Origin of the sequence: Sphaerospermopsis sp. LEGE 08334, from assembly GCF_015207205.1 — a bacterium.
Lineage (GTDB): Bacteria > Cyanobacteriota > Cyanobacteriia > Cyanobacteriales > Nostocaceae > Sphaerospermopsis.
In genome coordinates this window covers 22824-40916 of record NZ_JADEXH010000010.1, presented here as the reverse complement: position 1 = coordinate 40916, position 18093 = coordinate 22824, and the positions used below count along the sequence as shown (strand labels likewise).

At 34.3% G+C, this 18093-nt stretch carries 19 protein-coding genes; 14 read left to right on the top strand and 5 right to left on the bottom strand.

Translation table 11 applies throughout. From position 1 onward, the window contains the following. Nucleotides 1–270: 270 nt before the first annotated feature. The 10 genes from IQ237_RS07505 (at nucleotide 271) to IQ237_RS07460 (ending at nucleotide 6764) form a co-directional block, all read left to right on the top strand. Nucleotides 271–531, top strand: a complete 261-nt coding sequence (locus IQ237_RS07505) for a TIGR02450 family Trp-rich protein (protein ID WP_194053781.1) — start codon at nucleotides 271–273, stop codon at nucleotides 529–531. 592 nt (nucleotides 532–1123) lie between these two features. After that, complete coding sequence (bchL, locus tag IQ237_RS07500) at nucleotides 1124–1990, top strand: ferredoxin:protochlorophyllide reductase (ATP-dependent) iron-sulfur ATP-binding protein (protein ID WP_096572308.1); 867 nt, start codon at nucleotides 1124–1126, stop codon at nucleotides 1988–1990. A gap of 31 nt (nucleotides 1991–2021) precedes the next feature. Further along, complete coding sequence (locus IQ237_RS07495) at nucleotides 2022–2852, top strand: DUF5331 domain-containing protein (protein WP_194053780.1); 831 nt, start codon at nucleotides 2022–2024, stop codon at nucleotides 2850–2852. 175 nt (nucleotides 2853–3027) lie between these two features. Next, complete coding sequence (locus tag IQ237_RS07490) at nucleotides 3028–4431, top strand: ferredoxin:protochlorophyllide reductase (ATP-dependent) subunit N (protein WP_194053779.1); 1404 nt, start codon at nucleotides 3028–3030, stop codon at nucleotides 4429–4431. A 150-nt stretch (nucleotides 4432–4581) separates the two neighbouring features. Then, nucleotides 4582–4803: a hypothetical protein gene (locus tag IQ237_RS07485; RefSeq protein WP_194053778.1), complete on the top strand. Its 222-nt coding sequence runs from the start codon at nucleotides 4582–4584 to the stop codon at nucleotides 4801–4803. After that, complete coding sequence (locus IQ237_RS07480; RefSeq protein ID WP_194053777.1) at nucleotides 4800–5084, top strand: type II toxin-antitoxin system mRNA interferase toxin, RelE/StbE family; 285 nt, start codon at nucleotides 4800–4802, stop codon at nucleotides 5082–5084. The genes IQ237_RS07485 and IQ237_RS07480 overlap by 4 nt, the downstream gene beginning before the upstream one ends. A gap of 22 nt (nucleotides 5085–5106) precedes the next feature. Continuing rightward, nucleotides 5107–5397 (top strand): DUF2442 domain-containing protein, encoded by a 291-nt coding sequence (locus tag IQ237_RS07475; protein WP_194053776.1) that lies wholly within the window; start codon nucleotides 5107–5109, stop codon nucleotides 5395–5397. Continuing rightward, the gene (locus IQ237_RS07470; protein ID WP_375539900.1) at nucleotides 5378–5569 is read left to right on the top strand and encodes a hypothetical protein; all 192 of its coding nucleotides are present in this window, start codon (nucleotides 5378–5380) and stop codon (nucleotides 5567–5569) included. The genes IQ237_RS07475 and IQ237_RS07470 overlap by 20 nt, the downstream gene beginning before the upstream one ends. A gap of 64 nt (nucleotides 5570–5633) precedes the next feature. Further along, nucleotides 5634–5939, top strand: coding sequence for an SH3 domain-containing protein (locus IQ237_RS07465; protein ID WP_194053775.1), 306 nt, complete (start codon nucleotides 5634–5636; stop codon nucleotides 5937–5939). A 6-nt stretch (nucleotides 5940–5945) separates the two neighbouring features. Further along, a complete protein-coding gene (locus IQ237_RS07460) occupies nucleotides 5946–6764 on the top strand; it encodes a hypothetical protein (RefSeq protein ID WP_194053773.1) in 819 nt (272 codons plus the stop codon). Between the two features lie 73 nt (nucleotides 6765–6837). On the opposite strand, the gene IQ237_RS07455 is transcribed toward IQ237_RS07460, so the two are convergent. From IQ237_RS07455 to IQ237_RS07440, 3 genes are all read right to left on the bottom strand, one after another. Continuing rightward, the gene (locus tag IQ237_RS07455) at nucleotides 6838–7278 is read right to left on the bottom strand and encodes a hypothetical protein (RefSeq protein WP_194053771.1); all 441 of its coding nucleotides are present in this window, start codon (nucleotides 7276–7278) and stop codon (nucleotides 6838–6840) included. Nucleotides 7279–7283: 5 nt separating this feature from the next. Then, complete coding sequence (locus tag IQ237_RS07450; protein ID WP_194053769.1) at nucleotides 7284–8594, bottom strand: ATP-binding protein; 1311 nt, start codon at nucleotides 8592–8594, stop codon at nucleotides 7284–7286. A 366-nt stretch (nucleotides 8595–8960) separates the two neighbouring features. Continuing rightward, the gene (locus IQ237_RS07440) at nucleotides 8961–10232 is read right to left on the bottom strand and encodes a hypothetical protein (protein WP_228019836.1); all 1272 of its coding nucleotides are present in this window, start codon (nucleotides 10230–10232) and stop codon (nucleotides 8961–8963) included. A 438-nt stretch (nucleotides 10233–10670) separates the two neighbouring features. Between IQ237_RS07440 and IQ237_RS07435 the strand changes: the two genes are divergently transcribed. The 4 genes from IQ237_RS07435 to IQ237_RS07420 all read left to right on the top strand — a co-directional run bounded on the left by IQ237_RS07435 (nucleotide 10671) and on the right by IQ237_RS07420 (nucleotide 15643). Further along, complete coding sequence (locus IQ237_RS07435) at nucleotides 10671–12314, top strand: serine/threonine-protein kinase (RefSeq protein ID WP_194053767.1); 1644 nt, start codon at nucleotides 10671–10673, stop codon at nucleotides 12312–12314. Nucleotides 12315–12542: 228 nt separating this feature from the next. Then, entirely contained in the window at nucleotides 12543–12986 is a 444-nt protein-coding gene (locus IQ237_RS07430) for a DUF2267 domain-containing protein (protein WP_194053765.1), read from the top strand. Between the two features lie 271 nt (nucleotides 12987–13257). After that, complete coding sequence (locus tag IQ237_RS07425) at nucleotides 13258–14139, top strand: DUF4922 domain-containing protein (protein ID WP_194053763.1); 882 nt, start codon at nucleotides 13258–13260, stop codon at nucleotides 14137–14139. Between the two features lie 151 nt (nucleotides 14140–14290). Further along, entirely contained in the window at nucleotides 14291–15643 is a 1353-nt protein-coding gene (locus tag IQ237_RS07420) for a cysteine desulfurase-like protein (RefSeq protein WP_194053762.1), read from the top strand. A 40-nt stretch (nucleotides 15644–15683) separates the two neighbouring features. Here the strand turns inward: IQ237_RS07420 and recN are convergent, their stop codons facing one another. Continuing rightward, on the bottom strand, nucleotides 15684–17414 hold the full coding sequence (gene recN / locus IQ237_RS07415) for a DNA repair protein RecN (protein WP_194053761.1): 1731 nt from the start codon (nucleotides 17412–17414) through the stop codon (nucleotides 15684–15686). 218 nt (nucleotides 17415–17632) lie between these two features. After that, nucleotides 17633–18067 (bottom strand): DUF29 domain-containing protein, encoded by a 435-nt coding sequence (locus IQ237_RS07410; RefSeq protein ID WP_194053760.1) that lies wholly within the window; start codon nucleotides 18065–18067, stop codon nucleotides 17633–17635. Nucleotides 18068–18093 lie beyond the last annotated feature (26 nt).

Genomic DNA, 18093 nt, shown 5'->3' with positions numbered 1-18093 from the left:
CACACAAGATTTTTGTGGTATGATATATGTAAAATCCAAGGGTGAATTATGAGTTAAAAAATAAGTAAAACCTTGGTGAAAGTTTTTCTTTTTTGTCTAATTTTGTTTAATGCTTTTTGTTTCACGCAGAGGCGCAGAGTCGCAGAGAAGAGAGTCTATAAATACAAGTATGTGTTTACCATATTATTGGTATGATGTTTGGGGTTCGAGAAATTATATTAATTTTTTAAATTTTTACCAATCACCAATCACCAAATTACCAATAAATAAATGCCCAAAAAACAAAAGTTTCCTCATTTACTGGGTTCTAAGTGGACAGCACAGCAAAAAGTTGATGGTTGGCGACATTTTCAAGTTGTTAACCGTAAAAATCAGGGTAAATGGGTCTATGCGGAAATGGTAGCTGCTTGTGACCCTAATGTGCGTTTTTGGATCAATGCCAAATTATTACAGGATAACTCTCAATGGCACGCAGGCTGGCAATCTTTACAGGAAATTAATGATATGGAAAAAATTAATAATAGTACATGATCATACATAAAATTTAACTATGTCATGATTTGATTAACTTTTCTCAGATCTTTGAATATTTAATATTAATTAACAACAATGATCGCAGATACTCAGAGATCAAAGATAGATGCAGATTACTTTTGTGTTCCTCCAGTCCCAAAAACCCTAAATTTACCCTAAATTTATATCCTCTCTCAAATCTCAAGTCTATTCTCCTGGTATGCACTGACGATAGTTATGCTCATCATTAATAACATCTTATTTGCTGCTTAATAAACTTGATCCATGATTGAATAATTCTATGGAAACCATTAATAAAATAGTATTTTATCTAATTTGTCTTTTATAACTATTTTTATATAAAAAATTTAAAAATATCAATAAATCAATTTTTTAAGATTTTTTAGAGATTTTATAGTTAATTTTAGAATTAAAAATCAAAATATCGTTGTAATAAATCAATTATCTTTGATTTTATGATTTTTAGACCCTTTGCTTTTCTAGGAATTTGCACAATAATGGCACTCACAGACCTCACACATCTCCATAACTGGTTAAGTGCTGGGTAAAGGTACGAGCTAAGAAAATAAACTATTAGAGGTAAAAAAAAATGAAATTAGCAGTGTATGGAAAAGGCGGTATCGGTAAATCTACAACCAGTTGTAATATATCCGTAGCCCTAGCTAAACGGGGTAAAAAAGTGCTGCAAATTGGTTGTGACCCCAAACACGACAGTACCTTTACCCTAACCGGGTTTTTGATTCCTACCATCATCGACACCCTACAAGAGAAAGACTATCACTACGAAGATGTTTGGCCAGAGGATGTGATTTATAAAGGTTATGGTGGAGTTGATTGTGTTGAAGCTGGTGGTCCTCCAGCCGGTGCGGGGTGTGGTGGTTATGTGGTAGGTGAAACAGTCAAACTCTTAAAAGAACTTAACGCTTTTGATGAATATGACGTAATTTTATTTGACGTTCTCGGTGATGTGGTTTGTGGTGGTTTTGCAGCACCTTTGAACTATGCCGACTACTGTATGATCGTTACAGACAACGGTTTTGATGCCTTATTTGCTGCTAACCGCATCGCTGCTTCCGTCCGTGAAAAAGCCAGAACTCACCCCCTGAGACTAGCGGGGTTAATCGGTAATCGTACTGCTAAACGTGACTTAATTGAGAAATACGTGGAAGCCGTACCAATGCCAGTTTTAGAAGTATTGCCTTTAATAGAAGATATCCGTGTTTCCCGAGTTAAAGGAAAAACGCTGTTTGAGATGGCAGAGTCAGATCCTTCCCTGAGATACGTTTGCGACTATTATTTAAGTATAGCTGATCAGATATTAGCGCGTCCTGAAGGTGTCGTTCCGAACGATGCCCCTGATCGTGAACTTTTTTCACTTTTGTCAGATTTTTATTTAAATCCGAGTAAACCACAGGTAACAAATCCGGAAGAGGAATTAGACTTGATGATTGTATAAAACAATTTACCTCTTCAGGATGGGGGAGATTATGGCCTTCTTTGATAGTTTTACGGATTCAATCAAACAAAAGTGGTTACAGTTCTTTCAAATCAACCGTGACTGGATTACCTTGCAAATGGCAGTGGAATCGGTTTATACCCCCGATGGCGGGAAGCGTCCTTCCTCTTACCTCATTCTGGGAGTAGTAAATGCCCTAGAACCTAAATTAGCCCAGTTGATGTTTCCTTTTGCCAAATTAAATCCTGATGCTGATACTCTAATTGACGTGCTAGGGCTACATTTTGACCCAGATATTGTCCTTGGTAATCGGTTGAGTCCTACCCAAGAACCAAAAATGTATGCTCATGCTTCCCAAGAGGTTACGGAAGACATTTCTGAAAACATTTCTGAAGATGAACCATCAGCAGTCGATGATTTCAGCGTTGTTGAGGAAGAAGACTCTGTTCAAGAGTTAACAATGGATGTCAGTGAACATAAATGGCAAGAAGAAGATTCACTGGTAAGTGACAATGCGTTTGATTCGATTTCTTTATCTGAAGAAAGCATCACAGATGAGTTTCAATCAACACCTGATTTAGAAACAGAAGACGGCTTTAGCGGGATGTCCTTTGAGACTGTCAATTTAACAGAAGATAACGAACATCAAGCTTTAGATGATTTCAATCTGTCTGATGAAAATGGATTTGATGATTTAAATCAACCAGATGAAAGTGAATTTCGTGATGTGATTTCTGATGTTTGGGGAGATGATTCATCTCTTCTTGAAGAGGGTGAAGAAAATAATAACCTTTTAGGTGAAGAATTACCATCTGAGGTTTTTGATGAGTCAGAAATGGCTCGTCTCTTCCCCAACAATTAAATCAGTGAATAGGTGACTGGGGACTGGGGACTGGGGACTGGGGAAGAAAATTTTAGATTTTAGATTTTAGATTTTAGATTGGAGATAACAAAAACAATCCAAAATCCAAAATCCAAAATCCAAAATAAAAAGCTCCTGACTTGTAAGCCTTAAAAATTAAGGGGAGAATATGACAATGACTATCGCTACAGAAAATACCGCTTTAAATTTTGAATGTGAAACTGGTAATTATCATACTTTTTGTCCTATTAGTTGTGTGGCTTGGTTATATCAAAAAATTGAAGATAGTTTCTTTTTAGTTATTGGTACAAAAACCTGCGGTTATTTTCTACAAAATGCGATGGGGGTGATGATTTTTGCTGAACCCCGTTATGCAATGGCTGAGTTAGAGGAAGGTGATATTTCGGCTCAGTTAAATGATTATAATGAATTGAAAAGATTGTGTGAGCAAATTAAACGCGATCGCAATCCTAGTGTTATCGTTTGGATTGGTACTTGTACCACGGAAATTATTAAAATGGACTTGGAAGGTTTAGCCCCCAAGTTAGAAGCGGAAATTGGTATTCCGATTGTTGTCGCTCGCGCTAATGGTTTGGATTATGCTTTTACTCAGGGAGAAGATACGGTGTTAGCTGCAATGGCTAATCGTTGTCCTGATAAAGCACCAGTTTCAGAAACAGAAAAAGGCGAACGAAATGCAATTCAAAAGTTACTACATTTTGGGAAGAAAAAAGAAGATGTAGCCCAAGAAGAAGCAGAATATGTAGACCATCCACCTTTGGTTTTATTCGGTTCTTTACCTGACCCGGTAGTAACTCAATTAACCTTAGAATTGAAGAAACAAGGTATTAAAGTTTCTGGTTGGCTACCTGCAAAAAGATTTACAGAATTACCTGTTTTAGAAGAAGGTTATTATGTTGCTGGTGTGAATCCTTTTCTGAGTCGTACTGCAACAACTTTAATGAGACGCAGGAAATGTAAATTAATAGGCGCACCATTTCCCATTGGTCCAGATGGAACTCGTGCATGGGTAGAAAAAATCTGTTCTGTTTTTGGCATTACACCCAAAGGTTTAGATGAAAGAGAAGCGCAGATTTGGGAAAATTTAGAAGATTACGTGAAATTAATTCGCGGTAAATCTGTGTTTTTCATGGGTGATAATTTGTTGGAAATTTCTTTAGCTCGGTTTTTGGTTCGTTGTGGAATGACTGTTCCAGAAATCGGTATTCCTTACATGGATAAACGCTATCAAGCTGCGGAGTTAGCTTTGTTAGAAAAGACTTGTCAGGAAATGAATGTTCCTTTACCAAGGATTGTGGAAAAGCCGGATAATTACAATCAGGTGCAAAGAATTTATGAGTTAAAACCTGATTTGGTAATTACTGGGATGTCTCATGCAAATCCTTTGGAAGCGCGGGGTATTAATACTAAATGGTCTGTGGAGTTTACGTTTGCACAGATTCATGGTTTTGGTAATGCGCGGGATATTTTGGAGTTGGTAACTCGTCCTTTAAGAAGGAATAATAATTTGAAGGATTTGGGTTGGGATAAGTTGGTAAGGGAGGAAGCTAAGGTTTAAAGTTTTGCGTGTTCTTTGGCAATTTTGGGCGAATCTTTTGGGTTCGTCCTTTTTTTTGTTTTCTCACGCAGAGGCGCAGAGGTCGCCGAGGAAGAGAATATGTTAGAATTTTGGTAAGTTGTTTTTTATTTGTAGTGGTTAGGGTTGGTTATGAATAAAACTATATCTTTTCAAGAGGTAATTGAATATGTGGAAAATCTTTCTCAAGAGGATCAGGATTTTTTAGTAGAATTAATTAAGAAAAGAAGAATTGAAAAACGTCGTTTAGAAATAGCTAAGAATGCAGAGCAAACTTTAGCTGCTTTGTCAGCAGGTACGGCTAAAAAAGGCACTGTTACAGATTTATTAGCTGATATTATGGAAGAAAAATGAAAACTTTAGTTTGGGATAGTAGTTTTAAAAGATCATTCAAACGAATTATTAGAAAAAATCCTCAATTACAGGATAAAATCTCTGAAGTATTAGAATTACTAGCATCTGATTATCTAAATCCTGTTTTAAAGTCTCATAAATTAAGTGGTCAGCTAGACGGTTTATGGTCTTGTTCTGTAGCTTATGATTGTCGAATTATCTATACATTAAAACAAGATTCAGATACACAAGAGGAAATGATTGTGCTAGTTGATATTGGTAGTCATGATGAGGTTTATTAAAAAGATTTATTTAGAGTAAATTATGCTACAAGACATTATAGAAGTCGTTCCTCAAGATAAATATCAACTCTATCTGAAATTTGAAGATGGAAAAGAAGGTATTATTGATGTTAGTCAATTAATTGAATTTACTGGTGTTTTTCAACCTTTACGGGATATAGAATATTTTAAAACCGTGAAAGTTAACCCTGAATGGGGAACAATTTCTTGGGATAATGGCGCAGATTTAGATCCTGATGTCCTTTATTCTGTAATTACTGGTGAGTCTATTTCTAGCTATCATGGAAATCAATATGTCGAAATTTCTCACTAAGTTAGAATTTATGACAACAAAACCAGCTTTATTAAAACCTAAAAAGCCTTTTCCAGTAACTAAATTGGAGGATGTAGCAGGTTGTTTGAAATATGATGGTAAACCTGCAACGCTGGAAGATATGGAAGATGCTATTTGTCAAGGTGTTGAGGAAATTTTTACTAATCCATAAAATAATGTTGCGGTTTGATTAACTGATGAAATACAATAGTTTTTAAAAGTAAGGAAAAATTTTTATGAAAGTGTGGTCTTATTTGGTTGTTTCTTTAGTTTTGTTTGGTGGTGTTAATGCTGTAATTTCACCTGCAAAAGCTGAGGAAGTTTGTAAAGTCACTGATCCTACAGGTACTCCTTTAAATGTAAGAGATGTCCCCAATGGTCGAATTATAAATCAATTGAAAAATGACAAGGAAGTTTACATTTTGGAAATTGCCTATGATAATAAAGAAAGACCTTGGGCGAAAATCTCTGGTTATCACAATGGTAAATACAGGGTTTGGGGTTGGGTATTTAGAGAATTTATCAGTTGCTACAATCGCTAATTAAATATGAAGCTAAATCTCAATTACAAAGAAATGCCATTCTTACCATATCATCAACGTAAGGATTTACCTGCACAACCAGGTATTTATTATGTTGGTAATGGTGATTCTCCCGTTATGTATATAGGACTTTCTCATAATTTGAGAAATCGCCACCTAAATCATCATCGTCAATCAGAATTTACAGAAATAAAAAATGCTGTTATACGCTATCGAGTTGTCACCGAAGATTTATTAAATAACATTGCCAATCTTGCAGAAAATCTCAGGAGATTAGAAAAGCAAGCCATTAATTATTATCAACCAGAACTCAACAGAAAAGCTGTAAAAATTCAGCCTAAATTATCACTTGGAGGAGTTTATATTCAAACTCATCAAGTCGCAACAGCAGGATATTGTCCACATTTTGATGCAGAAGATGGGGAAGAATTATCAATTAATACAAGTGTAAGTAAGATAAATTTAATAAATAAAGCTATTGAAAATCAACGTCCTATTTTTTTAATAGCTTCTGGCAATTATGAAGATTATAAAAGAGAAGATTATGATAATTTGTCTGAGTTGATTATGTTCAAACATGAAAAAATCTATATATTGATAAGCTGTTTTATTCCTTATGGTTGCGAACTTAATCACAATTATATGCAAGATCATATAGTATATGGAGGCAATTCTAAAATATTTATTGAACCTTACATTATTCTTAACAATCAACCTGGATTTAAGGAATTTAAAAAAAGTTATTTGACAGTAGGATTTACTAACTGTGAAAAATCTCCATTTGCTCAAATTTTGTTAAACTTAGGAGGTTTCCAATTAATTTAAACTATACTCAAAATGATGAATTACAGTTTCAAATTCAAAAAAGTAGTAAAATTTTAGAAAATGAAAATGTTGATTAGGTTGACTCAGAAATTAAGGTATTAATATTTTCATTAGATCCTGTTTTTTTAATTTTTAGAACTGCATTATATTTACTTTTAAAGGATTTTGCTTTAATCTGAATTTGTGTAGAGTTAAGAGGGCATCTAGTGGTAATTATATAGCAATATTTACGCACATTTTTATAATCTTGAGATATAAGTTTAATTGTATTTTCAATTTGTGTAAATGCGTGTTCTACATCAGAACCTTTTAACTCTATGTATATTTCAATATAAGGTTCATCAACAATTAATAACCAATCACATTTAACACCTTGAATATCTAAACATCCATCTACTTGAATCTTGGTAACTTCTATTAAGTTTTCATTACTAAAAAGTATTTTACTACTTTTCTTTTCTTCTATTAAAATATTTTTATGGTTAACTTTTTCAGAACATTGATCTAAATCCACTGCTTTTATTCTCCAAATTCCAGGTCTATTAATTTTTCAAAAACCATACTAAATTCATTGGATACATCATCAATGATATTTGTATCAATTAAGTGGTTTTCTTCATTAATTAAACTTTCAATCATGCCATTTTTGATAGTGTAAGCAGCAATATCATTAATATCTAACATTTGATTTTCTGGAACTATTTTAAATAATTCTCTGATTAAATCATCTTGTTCAGATTTTTCTTTTAATGCTTTCAGAGTGTTTCCTGCTTGAATGAGGTTATTAAAAGCTGTTAATATATAAGGACTGTGGGTAGTAATAATAAATTTATGTTTTCTTTCAGTTGTATTGAAAACTTGACTAATTAAACTAATAATATGTTTTTGTGATATAGGAAATAAATGTGCTTCAGGTTCTTCAATGATAAAGACGCGATGAGATGAAGTGAAAAAAGGTAAAATTGCTAATATAAGTGCCATAGGTAAAGCCTCTTGTTGTCCAGATGAAGAATGAGACAAATTTATTTTCCTGTCATCGTTAGTGTATATCCAGTCTTCTCCTTTTTCACGAATATATTTTCCAACAATTATTTTGTTTACTAATTCATCAATATCATCTTTATATTCTAATAAATTGATATCTTGTCTGGCTTGATACAAGTTTTTAGCTCTTTCATAGGCTGAACCAAATTCTTTAAGAAAATACTCAATGGTAATATTTTCTGATAAAAAAGAAAACACATTACTTTGTAAAACTGCAAAAAATGATCTACCTGCGGGAATAAAAGTTAATAAATCAAGATTGCTGATATTTTTTCCTGAGAGAATGTATTTTGAAAATATCTCATCTATAAATTCTCCTATATTTAATTTGCTAATACTGGAGGAATTATTTTGAGTTTTATCTCTATCATCAATAATTGTTTTTGTATATTCAGAAAGTAATTTTCTACGAATATTAATTAGATATTCTGAATATTCTAAAATTAGAGTATATTTGTTTTTGGTGGATTGTTTGGTATACAAGCGAATATAATAATTTTGAGACTCGTAATTTATTTGATATATGATATCAAATTGTTGAAAATTCCAAGAATATTCAGGAAATATTTCTTTGAAATTTTTAATAATGCTTTTATCAAATTCACTTTTTTTGCGGGTTTTAAAAATGGAATTTCTATATTCAATTAAGAAGGTTTTAAAAAAATAAACTAATTTGGCAATTACGCTTTTACCACTGGCTTCTTGTCCAATAATAATATTGATCTTGGATAAATTAAATTCAACATCATTGATGTTAAGAAAGTTTTTAATTGTTAATTTTTCCATGTGTAAAATTGAATAATCACTAAGTCGTTTGTATTATTAAGATATAAATTCACAATATATAGCGTTTCCTAATCTGGTGAAGTACAAAATCATCTGCGTCTATTTGTATTTAATTGTTACTACTTGTACATCACTTGAATGCTTATCTCTATATTGTACATTATATTTTGCAAATTTAAAATTCGCAAAGATATCATTTTTTAATGTATCATCAAATGATACAAGCAGGTATCATTCTTAATCATGAAAGCCTTTTGTAGTAACTAAGTTGGAGGATGTCGCAGGTTGTTTGAAATATCATGGTGAACCTGCAACGCTGGAAGATATGGAAGATGCTATTCGTCAAGGTGTTGAGGAAATACAGTTTTAACCAGGTAATTCTAAAGGTTGAGAAGGAATAATAAACATTAATTCTGCACCTTCTGGTTTTGGTTCTGTAGATGGTTTTAATTGCAGCCATTCATGAAAACTAATTCCTAGTTTAGATATTGCTTGTATTTCTGTTTGGTAAGATTCAAATCTGTTGTTGGTTTCAATCATTGATTCCATGACTGCAAATACTTGGGGAAGTCTTGTAAAAGCTTCTTTTTCAAATCTACCTGTTAATGGTGTGGGATTTCCTCCAAATAAACCCCAGCGTATCTCATTACGATCTACAATAGATGATGGTAAGGAAGACAACCATTCATTATTATTTTGTGCTAACTTAAATAGATTCTCACGTAGTAGTTCAAAGACAGCATTTTCATCTAAATTAGCGTTAATCCATTTGTAAATTTTGGTTAATCTAGACAAATCAATTTGTCCTTTAAATTGCGGGTGTAAATATGCCGATGGATTAGAAGTAAGCATAATCTCAACATACTGATTAATCAGTAACCTGATAACTTTTGATCCTTCTTGAAAACGTCGAATTGCTGTATCATGTTCTTCTAGTTCTAAATAACAACGAGCTTCGGCAATATAAGCTAAAGATAATGTTAGTATATATTTATCAATTATTTGGCTTTTTTGGGAAAGTTCATTAACGGTGTAATCTTTGTAAATATGTTCTGCTTCTAAAAAACGATTAATAGCTTGTAATGCGCTACTTCTCCGGTTTTCATTTTTAGTCATTGTAAAGGCATTAATCGCTAATTCGATTCCAGCACGGAAGTTAGCATAAAAACTCATGTCTATTTTGCGATTCATTTTATTTAACAATTCTTCCGTTTGTTTTAGTTGGTTTTCTATCTCATTGAGACGCTGGGATATAACAGCAAAACCCATTACAGAAACACCAAGATTGAGAATACTAGCAGCAGTAGATACTTGTAAAATACCTTGAGTAAATTGTAAACTTTGCCCAATTGATGCTATTTGATTTTCAATACCATCTAAACGCTGATTTACATCTGAAAAACCTTTGGCTGAAATTGCTACATTTGCACCTGAAGCAATTAAGTTAAGTACACCAGTAACAGGATTAGCTGCAACGGAGATTACTGAAGGCGCAACTGAATTAGTGTCTCGCAACCAAGTTACAATTTTCTTACTTGCTACATCGACAATTACACCCCCAACTCTTTCAAACGTTCCATCTTGTAAGCCTTTAGCAACCCAACTTGCTAATGCAAAGGTAACTTGAATTGGTATCATAATTTTTTCCTAGCTGTAAAAACTTCAGCAGCATTATGTATAACAATAAAATTGTATATTATTTTATATTGCAACACATAACCATGCTTAGTTAATTATCCTGATTTTGTTGTATCTTGACAATATAGTGAAATGTTTTTTAACGTTTGCGTGATGTGTTGGATAAATACAGCAAAGGACATAAAAAGAGCGATCCTAAATATTCCATTTTCTATTTTTAATAATGATATTCATAAATCAAGACTAACAGCATAATTATATAAAACAAGTGCGTTTGTACCAACACACACTGCAAAACTATCAGCTAATTCATCTAGACTCCCCCTCTACTATCCCAGAAACAACTTCTCAACTCGAACCCCAGAAAAAGTTTTAGACTGATAAAGACACAAGCTTTAATGGGAGTGTCAACTGCTCAATTAGGACTCAAGAATCCCGATGTTAACAGGTACAATTTTGCAGAGTGGAAAATATACCATTATCCAAGAAATAGGGAGAGGTGGATTTGGTATTACTTTCAAAGCTACGCATCATTACTTAGGTCAAGAAGTAGTGATGAAAACTATTAACGAACGGCTCAGGCAACATCCTGATTTTCCTAAATTCGAGCGTCAATTTCAAGATGAAGCTAGAAGATTAGCCGCTTGTGTCCATCCCAATATAGTCCGAGTCAGTGACTTTTTTGAGGAAAATGGTTTACCTTACATGGTGATGGAATATATTCCGGGGGAAAATTTAGGCCAAGCTTTTGTGTCACCAGGAATACCTTTATCAGAAGAAACCGCAATTCATTATATTCGCCAAATTGGGGCAGCATTACAGGTGGTACATAATAACGGTTTGCTGCACCGAGATATTAAACCTGATAATATTATTCTCCGTCAAGGCACTCAGGAAGTTATACTGATTGATTTTGGCATAGCACGAGAATTTCATAGCGGTGTTAAACAAACTCATACTGGTTTGGTAAGTGAAGGGTATGCACCTATTGAACAGTATTTAACCCAAGCACCACGCACCCCAGCTACCGATGTTTATGGTTTAGCAGCAACTTTATATGCACTGTTAACCGGACAAGTTCCCACACCGGCATTATTACGAGATAGACAACCAATGCCTTCTCCTCGTGAACTGCAACCCTACCTGAGTGCAGCTATTAATCAAGCAGTTATGCGCGGTATGGCTGTGGAGTCTCGGTTTCGTCCGGCGACAGTAGCAGAATGGTTACAATTATTACCTGGAAGTCGCTTGGAGATGACACCGCAATTACTCACTCAACCCGCACCAACAATTGATTTATCAGCACTAGAAGCAGAAAATCAGCAAAAACAACCAGCACCTATTCCTGCTGCTACACCATCACCAGTAGGTAAAGTTACAGTATTACCAAAAAAAATCTTTTCATCTAAGGCATTTGTGAGCGTGAGTGTAGCTTTGGTAGCTATGACAGCAGGGTTTACTGTGACAAGAATGTTACCAAAATCTCAATCACAAGCCCCCAAGCCACTTTTTGAACAACCTCTTCAAGAACCTGCTACACCACAACCTGTAGTTGAAACTACACCTTCACCGGAAAGTCAAGATAATCAAAATCAATCTTCTAGTGAGTCGGCATCATTTTCTACTTCAGAACGACGCAAGCGCAAACGTAATTTTTCCCCTGAACCAACTCCCACTAACGAAAGTGTTTCTCCAGAAATTTCGCCTGAACAAGAAAACTCTTCAGAACTTACACCCGGCAAAAATCAGCAAACTACATCTACACCTGTGGTTACTCCCACACCTTCATTAGTGGAGAAGATCAGGGAAGCTAAATCATCTCCTCAACCTACCCCACCCCCAGAAAAAGAAAAAGAAAATATCTCACCTCCTGCTATTGAAAATAACAACTCTGCTCAACCGGAAAAACCAGAAGAACCTGTAGTTATACCAACAGCAGCACCTCAACCGAAAAATTCTGTGGTTGTACCCACAACACCACCTAAGCAATCTGAGAGTAAAGATTCTTCTGCTGTGGTTGTACCAACACAAGAAACAAATTCAAAAGAAAAAAATGCAAATGCACCTGCTAATAATAATTAGGGAATGCTATTGAAAGTCTTCTCGTGGAGGCAGGTAAGAGTTTGGTTGATCTGTTGGTAACAAAATTTTTTCATCTTTCCTAATCTCCTAGCAGATAGAGGAGTATATAAAAAATTATGCTCCATTAGCTAGAAGTTAGAAAATATTCAGGTTTTTATAATTTGAAGTCATTACGTAGTCTGCTTAAAAAACGTCATACACTCATCCTCTTAAATAGGAGAAATAATTATGACAATGACAGGATTAGATACTTTTGATGCTACTGTACAGAAAACAATTCCTTGGATTAATGAGTTAGGAAAAGAGTTAGGTTGGGAAAATAAACACCAAGTTTTTCAAGGTTTGCGAGCTACATTACACGCATTGCGCGATCGCTTGACTGTGGAAGAAGCTGCCCATTTAGGAGCGCAATTACCCATTCTTTTAGGTGGATTTTATTACGAAAATTGGCGACCAGGTGCAAAACAAACTAAAGATAGAACAAAGGAAGAATTTTTACAGCATATTCGGGATTATTTCCGCAATGTTAATGCTGATATTGATCCAGAAACTTTGGTGCGTGCAGTTTTTAAGGTTATGGCTCAAAGAGTTTCCCAAGGAGAAATTGAAGATGTTATTCACATGATGCCCCCTGCTTTGCGAGAACTTTGGCCGGAAGCTGTGCGTACTTAATTCTTTAATTAAAATGGGGCATTTTCATCTTTGTTGAGTTGCCCCAAAATACATTTCAATTGTGACAAATAAATAATTCTATACTGAGCTAGTTTCTACGTTTCTTATGAATTAACCGCAAAGTACGCAAAGTACACAAAGGAAGATAAGGAAGAGAATTAGTAATCTTTTGGGGGAAAGGGAGTAAAATAAATATTTTTAGGGTATTTTGTTATTTACGAGTGACTGAGAATTAATATATAATATTTTCGCACCTTTATCAGAAAAACAAATGACACAGGGGAAAATATTACTCGAACCAGGGACTTTATGGAAGAGGGTAAAACAAACTACAGCAAACGCTTTAGAATGTGAAGCTTTAAAATCTATTCCCACAGAATTTGAATTTGTGGAACAAGATGGGGTTAAATTCTTAGTGAGAATTTTAGCAAATCTCAACCGTAAAAAAGCCGCTAAGGAACAACAAGAAAAACAAACTGCTAAGACAGGTAAAGAATTTAATCCTTTTTTACCTTATGAACAAGATTTATTTGTAACTGACATTTCAGAAACTCATGTTTGTATTTTAAATAAATTCAATGTTGTTGATTATCACCTATTAATTATTACCCGTGCTTTTGAGGAACAGGAAAGTTTATTAACTCTCGAAGATTTTACGGCAATGTCGGCTTGTTTGGCTGATTTTGATGGGTTAGTATTTTATAATGGTGGTAAAATTGCTGGTGCAAGTCAGCGACATAGACATTTACAAATAGTACCAATTTCTGGAAAAGAAATACCCATTGCACCATTAATAGAAACAGTTAAATTTACAGAAGGTATCATAACTATACCCGGACTGCCTTTTTTACACGCTTTTACAACTTTTGCACCTAATGAAACAGCAGGGGTGACGTTAGCGAAATATTATGCTTTACTAGATATGGTAGGTATTCAGGCAGTTAATAATAATCAACAATCGGGAGCATATAATTTTTTGGCAACGAGAGAATGGATGTTAATTATACCACGTTTGCAGGAGGAATTTGAGTCAATTTCTATTAATTCTTTGGGCTTTGCTGGTGCTTTATTGGTGAGAAATACTGAACAAATGCAGCTAGTTAAAGATATTGGTCCAATGAATATTTTGAAAAACGTTGCTTTGAGAATTTAGATCCCCGACTTCTGAGAGCAATTGATAATTTTATACAGAAGACAAAAAAGAAGTCGGGTATCTGGTATTACAAATCAATAAAAATTATCTGCATTTATCTGCGTTTATCTGCGTTAAAAAATCTGTTTTCTTTCCATGAGGAAATTAATTTATGGAATCTCTAGATATAAAATGGATTAGATCGCAATTTCCCGCATTAAACCAAACCATTAACGGAAAACCGGCGATATTTTTTGATGGACCTGGGGGAACTCAAGTTCCCGGTGCAGTTTTGGATAATATCAGTGATTATTTAGTCAGGTCTAATGCTAACGCTCATGGTTATTTTACTACCAGTGCGCGAACAGATGCGGTAATTAATTCTGCCAGAGCAGCGATCGCTGATTTTTTAGGATGCGATCATGATGAAGTTGTATTTGGTGCAAATATGACTTCTCTCGCTTTTAGTGTCAGTCGTGCGATCGCTAGAGAATTACAACCAGGTGATGAAATTCTTGTCACTAAATTAGATCATGCAGCTAATATTTCTCCTTGGTTTGCTTTAGAAGAAAAAGGTGTAAATGTTCAATTTGTTGATATCAACATCTCAGATTGTACCCTAGATTTAAATGATTTAGAAACCAAAATTAATGAAAAAACAAAATTAGTTGCTGTCACCTATGCTTCTAATGCTGTGGGAACAATTAATGATATTGCAAAAATAGTCAAATTAGCCCATAGTTTTGGGGCTTTAGTTTTCGTTGATGCTGTGCATTATGCGCCCCATGCACCTATTAATGTCCATCATTTAGATTGTGATTTTCTCGCTTGTTCAGCTTATAAATTCTTTGCTCCCCATCTTGGTATTTTATACGCAAAAAGAGAACATTTAACCAGATTTTCTCCTTATAAAGTTAGACCTGCATCTAATGAAGTTCCATCAAGATGGGAAACAGGAACATTAAATCATGAAGGTTTAGCGGGATTAGTAGCAACAATTAATTATTTAGCAAAATTAGGTTGTCACGTTTCTCCAACTTTAGATAATGAATTACTGGAATCTTTAATAGCAGCAGATAGAGAAGGTTTAACTAGTTTTCATTGTCCCCGGTTTTTAACTTCGGAAACACAAGAAAACCATGAATTAACATCTGCTTATCATAGTCGTCGTGCAGCTTTATTAGCAGCAATGACAGCGATTCAACAATATGAAAGAGAGTTAAGTAAAAAATTGATTTCTGGGTTGTTAAAAATTCCTGGAATTAAGGTTTATGGAATTACAGAACCGGAAAAATTTAATTGGAGAACTCCCACAGTTTCCATCACAATTGAGGGGAAAACATCAGCAGAAATAGCGAAGTTTTTAGGAGAACAGGGAATATTTACTTGGCATGGAAATTTCTATGCTATTGAACTTACAGAAAAGTTAGGTGTAGAAACATCAGGAGGGTTATTAAGAATTGGATTAGCACATTATAATACTGTAGATGAAATTGGGGAATTTTTGCAGATTTTAAAACTGTAATTGGTAATGGGTGAGGGATACTATTTTACGGAAAAGTTTCTTATCCTTCCCCATTATTTTGACGGTGGTTTGCAGCTTGCAATAACAAAGATTCAGCAAAAGCGATCGCCTGATTTGCAGATTTTCCCCCTGCTAATTGTGCTAATTCATCTCGACGGGTTTTTAAATTATCTAAACTGGTAACTCTCACGACGGTTCTTTGTTCAGTGTTACCATTTTTATTAATTACTTGTTTATCAACTCGAAAATGTCTATCTGCCATTGCAGCAACTAAAGGTTGATGAGTCACACATAAAACTTGTTGATTTTGACTTAATTGATGTAATTTTTCGGCAATAGCTTGGGCAACTCTACCAGATACACCCACATCAATTTCATCAAAGATCATTGTTTCCGCCCCATCTTGTTGATTAAAACAAGCTTTTAAAGCTAATAAAAATCGGCTCATTTCCCCACCAGAAGCAATTTCTGTTAACGGTTGAATAGGTTCACCAGGGTTAGGACTAAACATAAAAGTAATTTTATCTGCACCCGTTGATGTGGGAGAAGTTGGTGTAATTTCTACTTGAAATTTTACCTTTTCCATTGCTAAAGGTTTCAGTTCAGCTAATAAATGAGATGCTAAATTGGCCGCAGTTTGCTGACGTAGTTGGGTTAATTGTTGACTCATTTGTACAAGATATTGTAAACAAACTTGTTCTTGTTGTTCTAAAGATTCTATAGATTGTTCTTGGTTATTAAGTTCAGCTAATTCTATTTGAATCCGTTGATAATATTCAATAGCTTCTGTGAGAGTTGGTCCATATTTTCGACAAATTTGTTTTAATTCCCGGATGCGTTCTTCTACTTCTTCTAATCTTTGCGGATCAGCTTCTAAACTTTCCCCATAAATGCTAATTTGTCTACCCACTTCCATCACTGTAGCGACTGCATCCCGCACTAATTCTAAAATCGGTTGCAGTTGAGAATCAAACTCAACAATATGATTTAATATAGTTTCACTATCACCTAATAAATCAGCAGCAGTAGGACTTTCTGCATCATTTTGATATAAAGATTGATAAATTTTATAACTCATTTGTTGCAAGTCAACAACATGATTTAGCCTTTCCCTTTCCTGGTTTAATAGTTCCATTTCTTGCGGATCATCGAGATTTGCTGCACTCAATTCCTGAACTTGATAGGTGAGTAAATCGAGTTGTTGTAAACGTTCTCTTTCCGAAGTGCGGCGTTTTTCTAAAGTTTGGTATGCTTGTTGATAAGCACTATAAGCAACAGCTACTTGTTGACGTTTTTGAATTAAATTATCACCACCATATAAATCTAACCAATCTCGCACCTGTGCAGATTGTCCCACTTGTACAGTTTGACCTTGGGCAGTAATTTCTACTAGGCGATCGCGCAAATTTCCCATCATTTGCCGATTTACCAACACCCCATTTACCCGTGATCGACTGCGGATATTATTGTTATTAGCAGTAATTTCTCGACTAATAATTATTGAATTATCATCAATTAAATCAATTTCTTGTTCACTTAACCAAGCCGATAAAATTGCATTAATACTAAAAGTTCCTTCTACTAAAGCGCGACTTGTTCCAGTGCGAATCACACGACTAGAAATTTTACCACCTAAAATCGCATCAATCGCATCTAAAATGATTGACTTTCCTGCGCCGGTTTCACCGGTTAAAACATTCAAACCAGCACCAAATTCTAATTCTAACTGGTCAATGAGGGCAAAATTTTCAATTCTGAGGCACAGCAACATCAGGCCACAATCTCCGTGAAGGTAAATGCCGGATTTTTAGAATACTTCTTAATTTTATCCCTATCCAACCGATAATGTATAGATGGTTATTTTTTGAGTATAAGGTGAAGTAACTAATGTTACTAAGTTAAGCTGAATAGGCTTTACAGGATGAAAGGATGAAAATGATTAAAAATGTACTTACTCTTTATCCTCTAATCATACTGATAAATAACAGTTTAGTTAATAGTTAAGAAACTATCTATATCTGTTGGAAAAGGACAATCTTCTGGGAATTGATTATCATATTCTTTACTCATGTTTTTCACTGCATCTTGATAACATTCATCAACCACCGTTAAATAATAATTACGCAAGCTGGGAGAATCTCTAAAAATCCGTTTTAGTTCCTGTTGGGTACGGCTAATAGTGACATCCCAACCACGATAGCATTCAGGTAAATTTACATAACGTCTTTTTAGTAAATGTTCAAATAAAGTAGTTAATCTACTTTCTAATTCTCTTCTATCTCTTCCACCCAAAGTTTCTATCTCCTCAATTAAATTTTCCCAGTCTACATGACTATAATCTTGAGATTTTAATTTGCTGATTGTGTTTTCAACCCACAAAGCAAAGTCTGTTTGATAAAGATTTTTCACTGATAATTTAGTCATAGTGTTGATTTTGATGATACAGGAAT